This is a genomic window from Flavobacterium sp. WC2430 (assembly GCF_040822075.1).
GTDB lineage: Bacteria > Bacteroidota > Bacteroidia > Flavobacteriales > Flavobacteriaceae > Flavobacterium.
This window is the reverse complement of sequence record NZ_CP162007.1, coordinates 2,425,538-2,446,688: the sequence shown is the minus strand read 5'-3', so window position 1 is coordinate 2,446,688 and position 21,151 is coordinate 2,425,538. Positions and strand designations below refer to the sequence as shown.

Below are 21,151 nucleotides of genomic sequence, written 5' to 3'. Positions count from 1 at the left end.
GAATTTTACCAAATTTTTATAAAATTCAATTATGGCTATTCAATCTTAAAAATATTTAAAAGGAAGTGTTATTAATTTTCAAAATTAATAAAAAGGAAAAAGACATCACAAAGAGGCTTCTATAAAGATCAACTACTGTTTACAAACTAAAAAAATTAATCTTCCTCTGGAATGATTGCGTCTTGATTTTTATTTAGCTCTTCTTTTTTAGATTCCTTCGGCTTAGAAAAATTAATATATTCTGGCGCCAAGTTTGAGTCTTGATAAACATCATTTGAAGAATTTGTAGTTCCTAATTTATGATTCTTAAATATCTTGTTCACTAACTCTTTAAAAGTATCAAAATCTACTTCATAAGAAACCCCTAAACCTTGAGTATAGCCAATCCCCTGTCCTATGTAATTAATATCATTCTCTCTATTAAAGAGGCGTAAATTAAGCGTTCCATCTTCATTTACTCTATATTGAACTTCTAAATCCCCAACAATAGCAGATTCGTTAATTCCTCCAAATGGTACCCCCACTTTTCCGTTTATAGTAATTCTTTCATTAATTTTTGAGGAAATTGTCGCTACAAAACGACCGTCAGTCTCTCTACCAATTCTTTTGTCAGCAGAAATGTAATTAAGTCCAACCTTAAATTTTTCATTCTCAGATTTTATAATTCCACCTAACAAACTGGATGCTGTTTCAAATAAACTTCCTGAAAAATCAGATTGATTAACTCCTTCAGGACTTAAAAATCCACCAGAAGACAATAGGTATAATGCCTGCGTTTGCCTCACATCTTTATCATTCAATTTATATTGTATCTCGGATTTTAATACATTACTAACCGTAGGGAATTCGATATTAAAATCAGGTTCAGGACTAGCTAAATCTCCTCTAATACCAATGATAACTTCTACAGGTACTTTCCTGTTAAAAGAGGAATTTTCTAATAACACAGCAGGATTTGCAATTGTTTTATAGACAGCTTCTAAATTTAATTGTGCTTTCATTGGATTTCCTTCCCACGAAATAGAACCTCCTTTTTTAACATCAAATTTTTTATCGATAAGTCCCCCATATTTGAAATTATAACTTCCTTCATACGGCTGAAAATCCCCCCACATATTAAATTTACCTAACGTATTTATCTTAAATAATAATGACCCATACCCTTTCCCTTTCATACCATGACCAGAATTCCTATCTAATATCACTTCAACTTCTGCATCGGGTGTAATATCCAAATCAAACTCTAACTCTAACCCTTTGTATTTTCTACCATAATCGACAATACCTCTTTCAATATTATATTTCTCTTTGGCAGTTAAAAAATGAACAAAATTATTATCGCTGACGCTTTCTGCATCATTAATAGGTATTTTAACCGCAGTACCCTTTTCCGATCTTGCATTAACTTTTATAAACAATCCATTGGTAGGCCCTTTTATTGTAGCATCACCATCTATAAATGCAGTACCATAATACGCTGCATCTTCTCTATCTTGCGTATCTAGAACAAGTAACCTTTTCGTATTTACCGCTAAATCCAGTTTCCAATCGGCAAAATTATTGTGTTCAATACTACCATTCAAAGTACCTTTTGTATCAAATTTAGAATCTGTGATTGTATTGTTTCTAAACAAGAATTTCTCATCTACTAAATCAATTATTGACCTATCATTTAATACATAATCTACATTCAAATAAGGAATTGTCATTCCTGTATTATCAGCATAAAGACGACCGTTTATTTTAGGTTTAGTCAAGTTTCCTCCAATAGAAGCATTTCCTGATATTAACCCTCTAATATTTGTCATTACCTCCCCGCCTATCGAACTTAAGACGCCTAAATTGAATTTGTCAAATTTTAATTTTAAATCTAGAACTGTTTCCTTGTTTATTATTTCAAAATTTCCATACGCATTAAAAGACTCTAGATTCTCATTTTCTAAAAAGGAATTAATAGAAAATTTTTCTAAATTTTGATCCCCTTCAATATCAAAATTCAAAACCCCTAAATCCGTTTTGTTTATGTTTAAATGATCAATTACTAATGAAGCCGTGGGTTTATAAATAGCATTATTCTGCTTAAAATCAACCTCTCCATTTATATTTCCGTTAAAAACAAATTTATCATTTTCGGGTGTTATTTTAAACAAATCAACATCCTTAAAACTAAGTTTCAAATCCTTATTTGTATCGTCCTTAATTTTTCCTTTTAGTGAAATAGCTTGGTTTTCATGAGACAATATAATATCATCGATATTGAAATTCTTAAAGGACTTGTCAAAAACGATCTGATTGTTAGGAGCATCTTTTTCATTTAAATACCATAGATAATCTTTAAATTTCATCTCTGATTTACTAATCCCAACAACATTATCATTATTCTTATTAATGGTATGGTATAAATTCAGATTGAAATAATCTTCCCCTTTAACACCTCCTTTGAATTCAGAACGAAAGAACAACGTGTCTTTCATAGTAACATTAATTAAACTAAAATCTCGAATTTTATAATATTTTGTTTTAATACTATCTAATTCTATATAGGCATTATATAGCGGGTTTTTATTATCTATTGCAACTCTGATGTTATCAAAAATATTATTAGATGCTACAATTTGCGGTGAGTTAAAGTTAAGCTTGAACTCTTGAATATCCGACTTAATATTCCCTTTTACAATTGTATTAGCGGCGATTGCAATTTCGGGATAAAAAATTTCTATAATTTTATTATATATGGTAAAATTAAACTTTAGAAATTGTCCTTTGTTTACCTTGTTGGGTTTGAAATTAGTATACAAACTTCCTAAAGAATTCTTTACTAAATTTCCTAATTGACTAAATTGAAATTTTCCAATAATCTCACCTTCAACAATATCTGGTGAATTTACAGTTATTGTGCGTATTCTTTCATTATCAAAACTAGAATAAATATTAAAATCATTAAAAACATAAGTGTCTTTGACATTCTGATATGATGTTTTTTTAATATATACATTCCCTTGAAGGTTTTCAATTGTATTTCCTGTTACTTGAACAATGACATCCCCTTTAAAAATAGAAACAGAATCCTTTACTAGTTTTAATTTATTTAAGTCTGCATTTTCAACATTTATATGAAAATCATACTTATTGTCTTTTTTACTTAAGTTCAATAAGCCATCAAAATTCATACTTAAATTTGGGTCATTTACAGAAATTTGGCCTTTGTAATTTGGAGCTTTAAATTTACCGTTTACTACAACATTAGTATAGGTATAATTATTAAAATCAATTTTTGTTATATCACCTTTGAGGGAAGTATTTAAATATTTTTCAGTAAAACCTACTCCATCAACATCAATATTCATGCTTATTTTACCAAGATCTTTACGTTCGAGCAACTCCCCAACATCAAAATCATCTAAGATCACTTTACCAGAATAGGAAGCTTTATCAATAAAATCAATTCGAGTCATACTCAAGATAGATTCCAATTTTCCCAAATCTGAATCTAATGAAAAATCCGCATCAATTGCTGTACTAGTTAATTGAGTAGTACCAACAAGAGAAAATTTACCTAATTTCTTAATTTCAATTGGTAGTTTCTTTCCTAAAAAATTAGGAAGTATAGTGACTAAGTTATCATAACTACTTGAAAAAGAAGTAAAATTTACATCCATTAAAAACTTCTGATCTTCTGCTCCAAAAATATTTTTGAAATTAATCGCTCCAATCATTTTTGTTTTGTTAGAATCAATCAGATTCAAACGAGTAATCTTTAAATTATTTAAAGCTCCTTTAATATTGGCTTTTATATTAAAATATTGATTTTTACCGAGTTCATCATAAAAAATTCTAAGATCATTGGATCCTAACTTAGATGAATTGATTTTTACATCAAACTGAACTTTATCTGTAAAACTTGCAAAATCTTCAATTTTATAATTTAGATAAACATCCGCATCAATTTTTGACTCTTTTGTTTCAATTTTTAGCTCTTCTAATTTTATATTCTTTTTTGTATAACTAAACTTAGAACTTAAGTTGGCAACATATAGACCACGATGATCTAAAAATGACATTTTATTAATTATAGTTTTAACAGCTGGACCATATAATAAAAAATCACTTAAAGTTGTATTTAGTTTAGTAAAATCAAGTTGTTTAGGTGTGCTTTTATTTTCATCTGTTAAGATAAAATGCCCATCAGTAATATAGGCATTATTTGCTTTTAGCAAAAAATGTTTACCAGAAGGTTTTCCTGTATTAAAGGCATTGATGAATTTATCAATATTACTTTCTTTTTCATTTTTATACGTTTTCAGCTTAAATAACAATCCCTCTAAATGAATATCTTTAAAAATTAAATCTCCATCTAATATTTTTTTTCCTTCAAGGATATTGGTATTAACTATTTTTGAATAAATCAAAGTATCTTTATGGTGATCCAGAATGATGACTTTTTTGAATTTCACCCCACCAAAAACAGAAACTCTAACTTCATCTATAGCAATATTAGTTCCATAATCTTTATTGATCGAATTGGTAAAATATTGTGCAATTTTAGTTTGGACAAAAGGCAAAGAAAGAGCAATACCAAGCACTAACAGCAATAGAATTAGCCCCAAAATTATGCGGAAAATTATTTTAATGAATTTTTTGATACCCTTTGTTATTATATTTTTTCTAAATAATTATTTTGCCCTAGGAAAGAGCGGCACCTTTAATAAAAATTCTTTAATTTTGGCTGCGCCGTAAAAATAAAAAAAAAAAAAATCGGTTTGTCAAATATAATCCAAAATTTGTGCCTTTTTATGCAAAATTCCGAGGTTTTTATTCTTGCTATCGAAAGCTCCTGTGACGACACAGCTGCTGCCGTATTACATAACGACAAAGTACTGTCAAATGTTGTAGCAAATCAATTGATTCATACCCAATATGGAGGTGTAGTTCCTGAATTAGCTTCACGTGCTCATCAACAAAATATAGTACCCGTAATTGATGCCGCACTACAAAAAGCAAATATTAAAAAAGAACAACTTTCAGCAATTGCGTTCACCCAAGGTCCCGGATTAATGGGGTCATTACTTGTTGGCAGTTCATTTGCTAAATCTATGGCATTGGCATTACAAATTCCTTTAGTTGCTGTAAACCATATGCATGCCCATATTTTAGCCCATTTTATAGCAGAAGAAAATTACGATAAACCAAGTTTCCCATTTTTAGCTTTAACAATTAGTGGTGGACATACACAAATCGTAAAAGTCAATGATTTCTTTGATATGCAAATTATTGGAGAAACAACGGACGATGCAGTTGGAGAAGCTTTTGACAAAAGTGCAAAAATACTGGGCCTTCCTTATCCAGGCGGTCCTTTAGTTGACAAACATGCACAATTAGGAAATCCTAAAGCATTTGCTTTTACAAAACCAAAAGTTCCTGGACTCGATTTTAGCTTTTCTGGATTGAAAACAGCAATTTTATATTTTATTCAAAAGAAAAAATTAGAAAACCCTGATTTTATATCCGAAAATCTGAATGATATTTGTGCCTCCATACAATATACCATCATTGAAATTTTGATGGATAAACTAAAATTAGCCGTAAAAGAAACCGGAATAAAACAAATTGCAATTGGTGGTGGCGTTTCGGCCAATTCTGGAATTAGAAATACTTTGAAAGAAGCCGAACAAAAATACGGTTGGAAAACCTTTGTTCCTAAATTTGAATACACAACCGATAATGCTGCAATGATTGGAATTGTAGGTTATCAAAAGTTTTTATCACAAAAATTCGAAACTTCATCTGTAGTTTCAAAAGCACGAATACAATTTTAAACTATGCAATTATTTTACAATCCAAATATTGACGCAACTACTGAAAACTTCGCTTTTGACAAAGAAGAAAGCAAACATATCATAAAAGTTTTACGAAAAAAAGACACTGATATATTATATGTTACAAATGGTTTAGGGGATTTATTTGAAACACAAATCACATTAGCTTCTGATAACAAATGTACTGTTAAAATAATATCTGCTACAAAAAAAGCACCTTCAAAAGTACATTTACATTTAGTTGTAGCTCCTACAAAAATGAATGATCGATATGAATGGTTTCTGGAAAAAGCAACTGAAATTGGTGTTCAAGAAATAACTCCAATCATTTGTGATCACTCGGAGCGAAAAGTAGTTAATCAAGAACGATTTGAGAAAATTATTTTGGCCGCGATGAAACAATCAAATGAACTGTATCTCCCAAAATTAAATAATGCCATCACTTTTAAAGAATTTGTTAAACAAAAAAACGAAGGGTTACAATTGATAGCGCACTGTGAAGAAACAGATAAAAAATCATTGAAATCGGTATTAAAGCCTAATGAAAACCTTACTATACTAATAGGACCAGAAGGTGATTTTTCCGAAAAAGAAATTGCATTAGCAATAGCCAGTGAGTTTATTCCCGTTACCTTAGGAACTACTCGATTAAGAACCGAAACGGCTGCTATTGTAGCTTGTCATAGTGTTGCATTCTTTAATGAAGATTAAATTTTTGAAGAATTATGAAAAAAATATATTCAGTTTTACTGTTAATCTCTATTTCTTCATTTTCTCAAGAAATCGCATTAATTAAATACAATGGCGGTGGGGATTGGTATGCAAACCCCACTTCTTTACCCAATTTAATTAAATACTGTAATGCTACAATCGACACAAAAATAAATCCAAAACCAGCTACAGTTGAGCCTGGAAGTCCTACTATTTTCTCCTATCCTTTCCTTCATATGACTGGCCATGGAAATGTCATTTTTAATGACGCTGAAGTTAGTAATCTTAAAAAATATTTAAGTGCAGGAGGTTTTATCCATATTGATGATAATTATGGAATGGATCAATATATCAGAAAAGAAATAAAAAAAATATTTCCAAATAACGAATTAATAGAAATTCCATCTACTCATGCCATTTTTCAAAAACCATTTTCGTTTCCCAATGGATTACCTAAAATTCATGAACATGATGGAAAACGCCCACAAGCATTTGGCATTTTTATAGAAAATAAACTTGTTTTACTTTATAGCTATGAATGCGATTTAGGAGATGGATGGGAGGATCCAGAAGTGCACAATGATCCAATCCCTGTACGTGAAAAAGCATTAAAAATGGGTGCCAATATTATCAATTATATTTTTAATAATTGATAACTATATACTGCATAAATCTCCAAAAAAGAGAATTACATTTAAAACTACAACCTATTTACAACATAAAACAAATTCTGTTTTCTAAAAATTATGTTTAAAATATAAAGAGATAATTCTTCTGCTACTTAAAAATAAGTACTCCTAGTTAAAATTTATTTTTTTTAGCATAAAAATTAAATGAACTCCTTAAAAAAATCCAGTACAAAATTAAAATAAATGGATGATTTTCATGAAAATATGTTGAATTGTTCTATAATATGTTTGAATAAATACTTTATAACAACAATTCATAACAGTCAAAGTGTTCGATAAAGCCGATTAAAGACGTTTGTATTTTATATTTAGTAAGATTAATCCTATTTTTTTATTTTATATTTTGAATGTTTTATTCAAAAAAGCCCGTCAAATAAGCACTCATAAATTCTTGTTAATTTATTTATTTTAAAAAATTTTTTTATTTAATTATTTTGTTATAGAATTGCGGTATTATTAACCAAAATCAATTTTTTATAACAAAACCAATTATTATTATGAAAAAAGTAATTTTATCCGCAATGGCATTCTTAATGCTATTTTCTTGCCAAAATGACCAAACAGAATCGACTGTTGCAGCTACAAACGCAATGGCAAAAAGAGCATGTGCTTCACAAGATGTACTTGCTGAACAATTAAAAGCTGACCCTACATTAGCTTTAAGAATGAATCAAATTGAGGCTTTTACCCAAAAAGCGATGTTAACCAATCGTCTAGTAAATGGTAAAATTGTAATTCCTGTTGTTGTAAATGTATTATACAGAACAGCTGCTGAGAATATTTCAGATGCACAAATACAATCACAAATTGATGTCTTAAATGAAGATTATACAGCAACTAATGCTGACTTCAGTAGTACTCCAGCTGAGTTTGCAGGAGTTGCGGCAAATGTTGGTATTACATTTGAATTAGTTCAAATCAAAAGAAAATCAACTACGAAAACCTCTTGGGGTACAAGAGATGCAATGAAAAGCACAAAAAAAGGAGGATTAGACCCTACATCACCAGCAAATACACTTAATATGTGGGCTTGTACTATTGGTGGAGGTATTCTAGGATATGCTCAATTCCCAGGTGGATCAAGTGCTACTGATGGAGTTGTTATTGATTCTAATTATTTTGGATTATCAAGCGCTGCTAGTTATCCTTATAACTTAGGAAGAACAGCTAGTCATGAAGTTGGTCACTGGATGAACTTAAGACATATTTGGGGTGATGCATCTTGTGGTAATGACTTAGTTGCTGATACACCTGTTCACAAAACTTCAAACTTTGGCGTACCAACATACCCATACGTAAGCACTTGTTTACCTGCTCACAATGAAATGACAATGAATTACATGGACTACACTGATGATAGAGGTATGTACATGTTTACAAACGGTCAAAAATCAAGAATGACAGCTTTATTTGTTTCTGGAGGAGCAAGAGCTGGTTTTGGAATCTAGATTTTAACCATTCCCAAATTAAACTCGCTACTTGTTAGCGAGTTTTTTTTGTGAAAATTTAAAATAAAAGATTTAAGAATACTATTACTAAATTAAAAATGTATAAGAAAAAAACTTTAGAGAAAATCAGAAGTTCATTAAAGTTTAAAAAAAGCTGTATCTTTATAATACCGATATACATTTGCATTATACTAATGAAATAAAGATCTAAAAATTAAAAAAAACTTTTAATAATACAATCGGCATGAATAATAAAATACTTTTTTATTAACTATAATTTTTATTTTAGACAAAAATGTTATAAAATTGTTATTCTATTAACCAAAATCATTAATTTATAACAAACCATTATGAAAAAAATTATTTTATCAGCCGTGGCATGCATGATGCTATTTTCTTGCCAAAATGAATCCTCAGATGCAAGTTCTCTTTCTACAAACGCAATTACGCAGCGTAAATGTGCATCACAAGATGTACTTGAAGCACAATTAGCAGCTGACCCAACATTAGCTTTAAGGATGAATCAAATAGAACAGTCCATACAAAAAACTATGCTGACAGGTCGTTTAGTAAACGGAAAAATTGAAATACCAGTAGTAGTTAATGTATTGTATAAAACTGCAGAAGAAAATATTTCTGATGCACAAATTCAATCCCAAATAGATGTTTTGAATGCAGATTTTAATGCTGGAAATTCAGACTATAATGATGTTCCTGCTTTATTTTCTGGAGACAAAGCGAATGTAGGGATTTCATTTGTCTTAGAAACAATCAATAGAAAATCGACTAAAAAAACTTCTTGGGGTACTAGAGATGCTATGAAAAGTACGAAAAAAGGAGGATTAGACCCTACGTCACCTTCAAACAAGCTTAATATGTGGGTTTGTACAATTGGTGGTGGAATTTTAGGTTACGCACAATTCCCTGGAGGTAAAAGCGCTACTGATGGAGTAGTAATTGATCCAAACTACTTTGGTTTGTCAGGTACAGCAAATGCACCTTACAACTTAGGAAGAACTGCAACTCACGAAGTAGGTCACTGGATGAACCTACGTCATATTTGGGGTGATGCAACTTGTGGAGATGATTTAGTATCTGATACTCCTACGCATAACACTGCAAATTATGGTGTACCAGTTTACCCTCATTATAGTACTTGTCCCGGAACTCCAGTTGAAATGACGATGAATTACATGGATTATACTGATGATCCCGGAATGTATATGTTTACCAATGGACAAAAATCAAGAATGGATGCCATATTTGTTTCTGGTGGTGTTAGATCAGGTTTTCGTATCTAATAATTTTTAAACTTAATAAATAAAAAGAGGTCTCAAAATATATTTTGAGACCTCTTTTTATTTACTGTGACTTTCCAAACTGCTTGTATTGGTTGCTGTTATTTCAATTTATTTTACATCTAAATTTTATTTAAAATAAACGGGACGAAAATTTTATGATTGCTATTCATGATAAAATACAATAGGCCTTAGCTTGATTTGTAATTAATTTTATAAGTTGATATAAAAAACGCCTCATTTAGAGACGTTTTTTTGTTTTTACTAATTAAAACAAACTATTCATTTATAAATCAATTACTTATTTTTTAAAATTGGCAATCCCTAATTTTAACCATGATTCATATTCTGAAATAGATACATAACTTATAGTTGGTGTCGTTTGATTTAAACTATTTCCTTCTAAATCAGTTAAAACATACAATGGCTGTGTATTGGTTTTGTATTTAGAGATCATGAAATCAGTCCACTTATCACCTACTGTTTCAATTGTTGAACCCGTTGTTTTCGATACAAATTGTTGGTCTTTTGGCAAATCCCTTTTGTCATCTACATATAAAGAAATCAATACAATATCATTATTTAGAATAGGTAAAATAGTCGAATCAGACCAAACATTATTTTCCATTTTACGGCAATTCACACAAGCATAACCTGTAAAATCTAGCATAATAGGTTTATTAACTGACTTAGCATAAGCCAATCCTTTTTCATAATCATCAAAAACTACGATTCCATGAGGTCCACTTTTAGCACCTTCTGGTAAAACTACTGTTGAATTACTTCCAGAACTTCCAATACCAAAAGGACTTTCACTGTATTCAATAGAAGGTGGGAAAGCATTAATAATTTTTAATGGAGCTCCCCAAAGTCCAGGAATTAAATAAATAGTAAAACTTAAAACAACCAATCCCATTAATAGTCTTCCTACCGAAAGGTGTGTTAATGGACTATCATGTGGTAAGGTAATTTTACCGAATAAATAGAATGCTAACGTTCCAAAAATAGCAATCCAAATCGCCAAGAATACTTCTCTTTCTAATAAATGTAATTGTAAAACTAAATCAGCATTCGACAAAAATTTGAAAGCCAAAGCCAGTTCCAAAAATCCTAAAACTACTTTTACAGTATTCAACCATCCCCCTGATTTTGGTAAAGAATGCAACCAGCCTGGGAACATTGCAAAAAGCATAAAAGGTAAGGCTAAAGCCAAAGAAAACCCAAACATCCCAACAATTGGTGCAATACCTCCTTTTGAAGCTGCTTCAACCAATAAAGTCCCTACAATAGGTCCCGTACAAGAAAAAGAAACAATAGCTAGCGCTAATGCCATAAATAATATACCAATCATTCCGCCTCTATCAGCTTGATTATCTACTTTATTGGCCCAAGAATTAGGCAACATAATTTCGAAAGCCCCTAAAAATGATGCTGCAAAAACAACCAATAAAACAAAGAATATAATATTAAACCACACATTTGTTGACAAAGCATTCAGCGCATCAGCACCAAAAACCCAGGTTACTACAAATCCTAACATCACGTAAATAACAATAATAGCAATTCCGTAAATAATAGCATTTCTGATTCCCTTAGCCTTTGTTTTACTTTGTTTAGTAAAGAAACTTACCGTCATAGGAATCATTGGGAATACACAAGGCGTCAACAAAGCGGCGAACCCTGAAAGGAAAGCAATAAAAAAGATCGACCAAAGTCCTCTTTTAGAATCTGGTTTTGGAGTTGCTTCCACCGTTTTTTCAGGAGTAGCTTCCATAATATTGCTGGCACCAAGACTTGGAGCCAAAGTGTCTTCTTTTATAGTATCTAATGAAGCAGGAGCTGCATCTGTTTCTGTTTTTAGAGTTTCTGCTACTGCTGTGACTGCATTTGCTGGAATTACAAAAGTAAATTTTTTCTCTAAATTGATACAAACCTCTTTACAAACTTGATAATTCAATTCGGCTTCAACTTTAGAAACTTTTGAATTTGTGATCTTAATTTCTTGTTGAATTTGCGCTTTTCTTTCAAAGAAGGTTTCATTGACTTCAAAAATATCATTGTAAGCCGTACGAGTTTTACTTTCTTTGGCTTTGCCTACAAGACTAAAATTTTCATTTGCATTTTTAAAAATCACTTCCAATGGCAGTGGTCCCCCATCAGGTGTAAATTGCGAATACATATGCCACTCTTTTTCTATAACACCATTAAAAGTTAGTAGATAGGTATTCTCTGATTTTTTTTCAATTTTAGTAGTCCATTTAACGGGATCCAAAATTTGTGCATTTACATTGGCAAAAGCCAAAAAAGTAAGTAGTAAAAAAATAATTTTCTTCATTATTCTAAATCTATTTTTAATATATTTTGTGTCGTACTATTTATTCTAAAACGTTCATCTTGTCTGTAACCGATAACCCAAACAATGGAATCACCAGACCATAAAATCCAGCAATTTTCTTTTTCTAATAAGGAAAACTTTTCATCTTTAAAAAACTTACTTAGTTTTTTAGTCTTGCCTTCCATGCCAAAAGGTTGAAAATTATCCCCTTCTTTCCACCTACGTAAACTTAAAGGATAATGTAATTTATCTTCATCAACAAATATAGCCGTATTTGAGCTAATGGAAATGTCATCTACTTTACAAAACGAAAGATTTAAGGGAATCTTAACGTCTTTGATTCCTTTTTCGACAAAATATTCTTCGTTTTCAGTTTCAAAATTGATTGGACTTAGAATTAAAGAATCTCTATCTTTCAATAATCTAAATTCTGATGAAAAAATTTGTTTTCCAGATTGGCTATCCACCAAATCATAAACATCATCCCAAGCCGAAAAACCAAATTCATGCAACCATTGGTACAAATACGATTTATAATTAGGCAATCGCTTTAACTGGTTCAAATTAAAATGCATTTCATCTTCCTCTTGTCGCACTACTTGTTGATATACCATGATAGAAGCGTCTTCTACCATCGCTGCTGATTCTTGCAAATACGATTGTGTTTTTTGAAATGATTCAATAAAATGTGGATTCAGTTCTTTTAATAAAGGAACTAAATCATGACGAATCTTATTTCGTAAATACTTATCTGAGGCATTGCTGCTGTCTTCACGCCATTCAATCTTATTTTCTTCAGCATAATGAGCAATTTCTTCTCTAGAAAATAACAAAAGCGGCCGAATAATATTTCCGTTTTCAGCTGGAATACCAGTTAAACCTTCTAGTCCTGTTCCTCTACTCAAATTAATCAGGAAGGTTTCAATATTATCATCCGCATGATGTGCTGTGAGGATATAATCATAGTTTTCGGTTTCTAAAAGTTCATAGAACCAATTGTATCGCAAATCTCTTGCTGCAACCTGAGTAGACAGTTTGTAATCTTTGGCGAAAGCCTGAGTATCAAATTGCGTTATAAAAACGCGAATCTCATTTGCTTCAGCGAAATCTTGAACAAATTTTTGATCTCCAAAACTCTCTACTCCCCTCAACTGAAAATTACAGTGTGCCAAAGCTATTTTATAGTCCAATTGCTGAAATAAATGAGCCATCACCATACTATCCAAACCACCACTTGTAGCCAGAAAAAGTTTTTTATTTTCCAAAAAGGGAAAGTGATGCGCAATATGATTTTTAAGTTTATCTAACATGCTTCAAAAATAAAGATTAAAATCTGAAATCGATTTATGAATTTCACTTATTCCAAAACTTCGCGCATGGCTTTTGCTTTGAGTAAACATTCTTCGTACTCTGATTCTGGAATTGATAACGATGTAATAGCACTTCCCACAGAAAAAGAAACGTATTTTTTTTCTTGATTGTATAAAATACTACGAATAACTACATTAAAATCAAAGTCGCCATTTGGAGTGAAATACCCAACTGCTCCACTATACATCCCACGTTTTGTTTCCTCGAGTTCTTCAATAATTTTCATCGCAGCAATTTTGGGAGCACCGGTCATACTTCCCATTGGGAAAGTCGATTTAATGGCATCAATTGCAGAATATTGAAAATCCAATTTGGAAGTAACAGTAGAGATCATTTGGTGTACTTGCATAAAAGAATACATCCCACATAACTCTTTTACTACAACGGAACCTTTTTGAGCTGTATGCGATAAATCGTTTCTAACGAGGTCCGTGATCATAATGTTTTCGGCCCTTTCTTTTGGGTCTAAAGCGAGATTATTTTTAGAAAGTTCATCTTCAACAGGATCTAAAAAACGCTTAGCTGTTCCCTTAATCGGTTGAGAAATTAGGTTTTCATTTTCTTTTTTCAAATACCGTTCAGGTGAAGCAGACAATAAAAATTGAGTGTTATTTTTAAAAAAAACGGCAAAAGGTGGTTGCGAAATTTTATTGAGTTTTAAAAATTTTTCTAACGGATTTATACTAGTATTTTCAGCATAAAACTCCATACAAAAATTGGCCTCATACAAATCTCCGTGATGAATATAATCTAGCATTTTGGAGACTTTTTCTAGATAAGCTTCTTTAGAAACGCGTTGTTGAATATATAGCGTATTTTCTTTTTGCTCTTCTACTATTACACTTTCAAATATTTCAGCGAAGTCTTCTTCCAATTCATCATCACACATATTGAGATACTGCATTTCAAGCTGATCTCCTTTTAACAAAAATATTTTTTTGGGTTGGTAGAAAAATAAATCAGGAAAATCTAATCCGTCATATTTATTAGAATACAATTCTTCTACATCATTTTTCAAATCATAGGACAAGTAACCAAAAATCCAATCTTTAGTGATTTGTTGGTATTGTTTTAAATCTTCAAAGGCATTATGAGTATCCGTTTTTATCGAAGTAAGCGCATCAACGGCCAAAATACAGTCGTAATTTGAATATTCCTGTGGGTAATCATTACTATCCATAAAAGTAATTTCACGGAATTGTTGGGACCAAATTAAAAGTTGTTTTTTGAACAATTTTGGTTTTGAAATGGACTTATAAACTGATGTTCTCAAAAATATTTTCTTTAAAACTCAAAATTACGATAAAAAAAAAGCTTTAATATATCATTATAAGAAAAATCAGTCCATTTTTTTTGTAAATTTACAGTAAGATACTGAATTTAATCACTTTAAAAGGATTGAATTATGGCTAGTAAAATATTCATAAATATAGCTGTTAAAAACCTAGAGGCATCAAAGATATTTTTTTCTAAGCTAGGTTTTACTTTTAATCCTCAGTTTACTGACGATAAATCAGCTTGTATGATTGTTGGAGAAAATATATTTACAATGCTTGTACAAGAAGAACGTTTTAAAGACTTTACCAAAAAAGAACTTTGTAATGCACAAAAATATACCGAAGTCTTACTTTCCATAGATCTTGAAAGCAGAGAAAAAGTAGATGAACTGGTAAAAAAAGCAATTGAAGCTGGTGGAAAGCAATATATGGAACCGCAAGATTATGGATGGATGTACGGACATAGTTTTGCAGATTTAGACGGGCATCAATGGGACCTGTTTTATATGAATGAAAGTGAGATTCCACAATAATGCATTTTAGTTATTTAACCAATTAAACCTAAATATTATGAAAATTGCTACCATTATTATTCGGATTATGCTTGGACTTTTGTTTCTTTACACTTCAATTAGTTATTTTTTTCACCTAACTCCCGAAGTAGCTTCAACAGGAGAGTTCAAGGCATTCCAACTTGGCCTAGTCGCTTCAACTTATTTATTACCATTAGCAAAAATAGTAGAATTATTAAGTGGATTATCCTTTGTCACAGGGAAATACATGACCTTAGCCAACCTTGTAATACTACCTGTAACAATCAATATTCTATTAATTAATTACTTCCTAACACCAGAGAACTTACCTCTGGCCATCTTTGTATTTCTAGGTAATGTATTTTTAATCTTCTCTCATTGGGAAAACTATAAAGGTTTATTTAGAGCTGAATAATTTAATTTTGGCACAAAAAAAACCGCTTTAAGCGGTTTTTTTTATATATCCAAAACGTAAATTTATACGTGTAATGCTCTGTTATCAGTAGCTGCTAATGCCGCTTCTTTTATTGCTTCCGCAAAAGTAGGATGTGCATGTGACATTCTTGAAATATCTTCGGCTGATGCTTTGAATTCCATTGCAACCACTGCTTCAGCGATTAAATCAGCTGTTCTAGCTCCAATCATATGAACTCCTAGAACTTCATCTGTTTTTGCATCGGCAAGAATTTTTACAAATCCATCTAAATCTCCACTTGCTCTAGCACGACCTAATGCTTTGAAAGGAAAACTTCCTACTTTATATTCAACTCCAGAAGCTTTTAATTGCTCTTCTGTTTGACCTACTGCAGCCACTTCTGGCCAAGTATACACCACACCTGGAATCAAGTTGTAATCAATATGTGGTTTTTGCCCTGCTAAGATTTCAGCAACCATTGCTCCTTCTTCCTCTGCTTTGTGTGCTAACATTGCTCCACGAACTACATCACCAATAGCATAGATATTAGAAACATTAGTTTGTAAATGATCATTTACTTCTACTTGTCCTCTATCAGAAATTTTTACTCCTGCTTTATCTGCATTTAATCCGTCTGTATAAGGTCGACGCCCTACAGAAACTAATGCGTAATCACCTTCAAGAGTAATGGTTTCTCCTTTAGCATTTTCAGCTTGAACAGTTACAGCATCACCATTTCTTTCAACCGATTTTACTTTATGAGAAACGTAGAATTTCATTCCTTGTTTCTTTAATACTTTAGTCAATTCTTTAGATAATGAACTATCCATTCCTGGAATAATACGATCCATGTATTCCACTACTGAAACTTGCGCTCCTAAGCGTAAATATACTTGACCTAATTCAATACCAATAACTCCACCACCAATAATCACTAAATGTTTAGGAACTTCTGGTAATTTTAATGCTTCCGTAGAAGTGATGATTCTTTCTTTATCAATTTTGATAAAAGGTAAAGAAGATGGTTTAGAACCAGTAGCAATAATGATGTTTTTAGCTTCAATTGTTTCAGTTGTTCCATCCGCTTTTGCAACGGCAACATGAGTCGCATCTACAAAAGATCCCATTCCTTCCAATACTGTAATTTTGTTTTTATCCATTAGGTATTTTACACCTCCTGAAGTTTGGTCCACAACTGCTTGTTTACGAGCAATCATTTTCTCCAAATTTACTTTTACTTCCCCTGAAAGTTCGATTCCATGATCAGCAAAATGTGCTATTTCAGCATAATGATGTGAAGATGACAATAAAGCTTTAGAAGGAATACATCCTACATTAAGACAAGTTCCGCCTAATGTGGAATATTTCTCGATAATTGCTGTATTGAAACCTAGTTGTGCACAACGAATTGCTGACACATATCCTCCTGGACCAGAACCTATAATGACTACGTCAAATGAACTCATAGTATATTTTTTATATGTATATTAATTTTTCGAGCTACAAAATTAAGGAATTAAGTTTTGTTTAAAGTTTAAAGTTCGAGCTTTTTTGTTAAGATTTTGGGCTAACACTGATTATTTATCTTTAAAATTGGTGTTATTATGAAAAAAAAATATCAAATCGTTACCACAGTTGTGTTTTTTACCTCACTTATCATAAAAGTACTTTGTGTACTACCTATGTGTTGCAGTGTAGTCAATTTGGTCACCAAAAATTCTCGGTAAGCTTCCATGTCTTTTACAACAATTTTTAATATATAATCATAATCACCACTTACATGGTGGCATTCTAACACTTCATGGAGCTTTACCACTTCACTTTCAAAATGCGTTAGAAATTCATGCGAATGTTGAATGAGTTTTAAATGGCAAAAAACAACAAAGCCCTTCTCTACTTTTGATTTATTAAGAACAACTACATACTTATCAATAATCCCTTCGCGCTCTAATTTTTTTATACGTTCATAAACCGCAGTAACGGAAAGATTGAGCTTTAATGACAATTCTTTATTGGTTCTTTTACTATCGGTTTGTAGTAAAAAGAGCAGTTTTTTATCGGTTGGGTCTAATGTCATTTTGTAGTTTTTTTGGCGAAAGCCATTAAATCACATCAAAAATAGAAAAAAAATCTATTAAAAACGGATATAGTAATTTAAAAAACTAAGTTAAACAGTAAATATTGATAATAAAAACTATATAAACGTACTTTACATTAATAAATAAACCCATAAATAATGGATGAATTAATCACTTTTGGACTTTTATGTTTGACCTCTTTCTTTACCTTGATTAATCCATTGGGTACCATGCCGATTTTTTTAACCATGACCAACGACTTATCGGATCAGGAAAGAAATCACACTTCCAAAAAAGCATCTTTAGTTTCTTTTATTATCATTATAGCTTTTGCATTATCAGGGCAACTCCTCTTTAAATTTTTCGGAATCTCTGTTAATAGTTTTAAAGTGGTGGGTGGCGTTATTTTCTTTATGATGGGAATGGATATGTTACAGGCGAGATTAAGTGCTGTAAAAATTAAAAAAAACGAAGTAAAAACATATGTCAATGATATTTCAATTACCCCATTGGCTATTCCTATGATTTGTGGACCAGGCGCCATTACCAATGCTATTGTTTTAATGGAGGATGCCAATACTTATGCCAAAATAATAATCCTTTTAACTACAATCGCAATAGTTGTTTTCACAACCTATCTCATTTTATTAAGTTCAACAAAAATCATTCAACTCATCGGGCAAACGGGAATCAATGTCATGATGCGATTAATGGGACTTATAGTAATGGTGATTGCTGTAGAATTCTTTTTTAGTGGCTTAAAGCCAATTATACTCGACATTATAAAATAATAATCAAAAAAATAAACCAACATGAAATTCAACCCTGCAGACAACATTCAAGACTTACAGTATTTTGGCGAATTTGGTGGTGTAAACCCATCGATTTCTGACTCTTCGACTTATACCTTTTTATCAGCAAAAACCATGTTTGATACTTTTGAAGGAAACATGGAAGGCTGCTACTTGTACTCGCGTCACTCCTCGCCTAGTAATTTATATTTGGACAAAGCGCTAGCAGCGATGGAGGGGACAGAAACCGCTAATGTATCTGCATCAGGAATGGGAGCCATCACGCCTACCTTGTTACAACTATGTGGAGCTGGTGATCATATCGTTTCAAGTAGAACAATTTATGGCGGAACGTACGCTTTCTTGAAAAATTTTGCTCCGCGACTAGGGATCAAAACTACTTTTGTAGACATTACAAAACTAGATGTGGTTGAAGCAGCTATCACACCAGATACTAAAGTACTTTATTGTGAAACAGTAAGTAATCCTTTACTAGAAGTGGCTGATATTGCTGGATTGTCTAAAATTGCAAAAAAACACAATTTAAAGTTAGTGGTGGACAATACCTTTTCACCTTTATCTGTAACTCCAATAAAACTTGGTGCTGATATTGTAATTCATTCATTAACCAAATACATCAACGGAAGTAGCGATACAGTGGGTGGTGTGACTTGCGCTTCGCAAGAATTTATAAATAGTTTAAAAGATGTAAATAGTGGTGCAAGTATGCTTCTTGGCCCTACAATGGACAGCATGCGCTCCGCGAGTGTCATGAAAAATATGCGCACGTTGCATTTGAGAATAAAACAACACAGCCACAATGCGGCTTACTTAGCAGCCCGTTTTGAAAAAGACGGTTTAAAGACGGTTTACCCTGGTTTAGCTAGCCATCCAAGTCATACACTATATGCATCGATGATAAATCCCGAATATGGTTTTGGAGGAATGATGACACTAGACGTAGGCACTTTGGCGAAAGCCAATGAATTAATGGAGTTAATGCAAGCGCGCAATTTAGGATACTTAGCGGTAAGCTTAGGATTTTACAAAACGTTGTTTAGCGCTCCTGGAACTTCCACATCAAGTGAAATTCCTCTTGATGAGCAAGCCGAAATGGGATTGACAGATGGTTTAATTCGGTTCTCAATTGGTCTAGACAATGACATTGAAAGAACGTATCAAATGATGAAAACCTGCATGCAGGAACTTTCTATCTTATAATTTTTTTTAGTTGTTTACTTTGGTTAAATCCGTTTGAGAGCAATCTTGAGCGGATTTCAAATTTTAATTCAAGTGTTATTCTCGGTTTCTCAATCTCTTTTTTTCTCTAAAGAAAGATTTTTCGGCAATGTAAATCGTTTTTTTAACTTCGCAATAAACAGTAGTACGATCAAGATTAGTAAGTTGAGTCACCTTAGTAACTTCAATTTCATTCTCGGTTGCCACTCTACTTAATATCTCCTCTACTTCTTTAACGGTGTAATTAAAATCAGCATACAAATTTTCTTTAGCTGGTTTCTTAAAATATATTTCGGCCGACTTGTCCCAAACCACAAAATCATCACCCAAAAGATGCATCAATTGAATCATAGGAATAGGATCTACTGCTGAAAACATGCTCCCGCCAAATATGGAGTTTACATAATTCTTGTTTTTATAACTAATAGGAAGTTTAATGGTTACATTCAACAAATCCTCTGATATATTTACAATCCTCGCCGTGCTCCTACGATACATAGGTGAATAATTGAAACCATATTTAAAGAGTTTGCTTTTCCCTATGAACCTGCCTCCTAAGTTGGCTAATTTTTTATATACTGACATTCTTTTATTGCTTATTATATAATTCTATATTATTTTTTTTACACTTCTTTATACATGATATAAGTATCTACAAGTCCCAACGTTTTATGTCTAAAACCCTTAGGAGTTGTACCTATGATTTCGAAACCAAACTTTTGCCACAATGCAACTGCTGCTAGATTAGTACTGACAACAATATTAAACTGAATTGCCAAATAACCTTTTTCTTTTGCAAATTTTATGGAATGCTCACACAATAGTTTTCCTGTTCCCTTACCATGGCATTTAGGGTTGACCATATAGCTACAATTGGCAATATGATTACCCAAATCAATTTGGTTGGGTTTGATAATATAAGTTCCTAAAACTGCTTGATTTTCATCAATAGCCACAAAAGTATCCATATAAGGAGCAAACCAATTTTTATTTAAATCCTCTTTGGGAGTAGTGGGATCAAAAACATAAGTATCGGCTGTTTTTATCACTTCTTTGAAAATTTCCCATACTGAATCAAAATCATTTTTTGTGGCTTTTCTTATTTGGGTTGAATTAATCATGTTTAATTTTGTATTAATTTGGCTACATT

Annotated in this window: 17 protein-coding genes; 9 read left to right on the top strand and 8 right to left on the bottom strand. The window is 31.7% G+C overall.

The annotated features are described in order from the left end of the window. Positions 1-155 precede the first annotated feature (155 nt). A complete protein-coding gene (locus tag AB3G36_RS10730) occupies positions 156-4,607 on the bottom strand; it encodes a translocation/assembly module TamB domain-containing protein (protein WP_367752577.1) in 4,452 nt (1,483 codons plus the stop codon). Positions 4,608-4,793: 186 nt separating this feature from the next. Here AB3G36_RS10730 and tsaD point away from each other — a divergent pair, with 186 nt between their 5' ends. The 5 genes from tsaD to AB3G36_RS10705 all read left to right on the top strand — a co-directional run bounded on the left by tsaD (position 4,794) and on the right by AB3G36_RS10705 (position 9,965). Beyond that, positions 4,794-5,816, top strand: a complete 1,023-nt coding sequence (tsaD, locus tag AB3G36_RS10725; protein WP_367752575.1) for a tRNA (adenosine(37)-N6)-threonylcarbamoyltransferase complex transferase subunit TsaD — start codon at positions 4,794-4,796, stop codon at positions 5,814-5,816. 3 nt (positions 5,817-5,819) lie between these two features. Beyond that, positions 5,820-6,527: a 16S rRNA (uracil(1498)-N(3))-methyltransferase gene (locus AB3G36_RS10720; RefSeq protein ID WP_367752573.1), complete on the top strand. Its 708-nt coding sequence runs from the start codon at positions 5,820-5,822 to the stop codon at positions 6,525-6,527. 14 nt (positions 6,528-6,541) lie between these two features. Then, the gene (locus AB3G36_RS10715) at positions 6,542-7,180 is read left to right on the top strand and encodes a DUF4159 domain-containing protein (protein ID WP_367752571.1); all 639 of its coding nucleotides are present in this window, start codon (positions 6,542-6,544) and stop codon (positions 7,178-7,180) included. Between the two features lie 533 nt (positions 7,181-7,713). Continuing rightward, a complete protein-coding gene (locus AB3G36_RS10710; protein ID WP_367752569.1) occupies positions 7,714-8,664 on the top strand; it encodes a zinc metalloprotease in 951 nt (316 codons plus the stop codon). A gap of 350 nt (positions 8,665-9,014) precedes the next feature. After that, the gene (locus AB3G36_RS10705) at positions 9,015-9,965 is read left to right on the top strand and encodes a zinc metalloprotease (protein ID WP_367752567.1); all 951 of its coding nucleotides are present in this window, start codon (positions 9,015-9,017) and stop codon (positions 9,963-9,965) included. Positions 9,966-10,263: 298 nt separating this feature from the next. On the opposite strand, the gene AB3G36_RS10700 is transcribed toward AB3G36_RS10705, so the two are convergent. The 3 genes from AB3G36_RS10700 to AB3G36_RS10690 are packed head-to-tail and all read right to left on the bottom strand — an operon-like array spanning position 10,264 to position 14,941. Next, entirely contained in the window at positions 10,264-12,297 is a 2,034-nt protein-coding gene (locus AB3G36_RS10700; RefSeq protein ID WP_367752565.1) for a protein-disulfide reductase DsbD family protein, read from the bottom strand. Then, on the bottom strand, positions 12,297-13,607 hold the full coding sequence (gene tilS, locus AB3G36_RS10695) for a tRNA lysidine(34) synthetase TilS (RefSeq protein ID WP_367752563.1): 1,311 nt from the start codon (positions 13,605-13,607) through the stop codon (positions 12,297-12,299). Before tilS ends, AB3G36_RS10700 begins: the two co-directional genes overlap by 1 nt. 47 nt (positions 13,608-13,654) lie before the next feature. Next, positions 13,655-14,941 (bottom strand): anthranilate synthase component I family protein, encoded by a 1,287-nt coding sequence (locus tag AB3G36_RS10690; protein ID WP_367752561.1) that lies wholly within the window; start codon positions 14,939-14,941, stop codon positions 13,655-13,657. 132 nt (positions 14,942-15,073) lie between these two features. On the opposite strand from AB3G36_RS10690, the gene AB3G36_RS10685 reads away from it, so the two are divergent. Beyond that, entirely contained in the window at positions 15,074-15,478 is a 405-nt protein-coding gene (locus tag AB3G36_RS10685; RefSeq protein ID WP_367752559.1) for a VOC family protein, read from the top strand. A gap of 37 nt (positions 15,479-15,515) precedes the next feature. Next, entirely contained in the window at positions 15,516-15,893 is a 378-nt protein-coding gene (locus AB3G36_RS10680; protein WP_367752557.1) for a DoxX family membrane protein, read from the top strand. 62 nt (positions 15,894-15,955) lie between these two features. Here the strand turns inward: AB3G36_RS10680 and lpdA are convergent, their stop codons facing one another. Then, on the bottom strand, positions 15,956-17,359 hold the full coding sequence (gene lpdA, locus AB3G36_RS10675) for a dihydrolipoyl dehydrogenase (protein ID WP_367752555.1): 1,404 nt from the start codon (positions 17,357-17,359) through the stop codon (positions 15,956-15,958). Positions 17,360-17,511: 152 nt separating this feature from the next. Continuing rightward, positions 17,512-17,970: an Lrp/AsnC family transcriptional regulator gene (locus AB3G36_RS10670; protein ID WP_367752553.1), complete on the bottom strand. Its 459-nt coding sequence runs from the start codon at positions 17,968-17,970 to the stop codon at positions 17,512-17,514. A 159-nt stretch (positions 17,971-18,129) separates the two neighbouring features. Between AB3G36_RS10670 and AB3G36_RS10665 the strand changes: the two genes are divergently transcribed. Continuing rightward, positions 18,130-18,762 (top strand): MarC family protein, encoded by a 633-nt coding sequence (locus AB3G36_RS10665; protein WP_367752551.1) that lies wholly within the window; start codon positions 18,130-18,132, stop codon positions 18,760-18,762. Positions 18,763-18,783: 21 nt separating this feature from the next. Then, positions 18,784-19,983, top strand: a complete 1,200-nt coding sequence (locus tag AB3G36_RS10660; protein ID WP_367752549.1) for an aminotransferase class I/II-fold pyridoxal phosphate-dependent enzyme — start codon at positions 18,784-18,786, stop codon at positions 19,981-19,983. Positions 19,984-20,058: 75 nt separating this feature from the next. Here the strand turns inward: AB3G36_RS10660 and AB3G36_RS10655 are convergent, their stop codons facing one another. Together AB3G36_RS10655 and AB3G36_RS10650 are read right to left on the bottom strand one after the other, a co-directional pair. Next, positions 20,059-20,586 (bottom strand): PaaI family thioesterase, encoded by a 528-nt coding sequence (locus AB3G36_RS10655; protein ID WP_367752547.1) that lies wholly within the window; start codon positions 20,584-20,586, stop codon positions 20,059-20,061. Between the two features lie 38 nt (positions 20,587-20,624). Next, the gene (locus tag AB3G36_RS10650) at positions 20,625-21,122 is read right to left on the bottom strand and encodes an N-acetyltransferase family protein (protein ID WP_367752545.1); all 498 of its coding nucleotides are present in this window, start codon (positions 21,120-21,122) and stop codon (positions 20,625-20,627) included. Between the last annotated feature and the right edge of the window lie 29 nt (positions 21,123-21,151).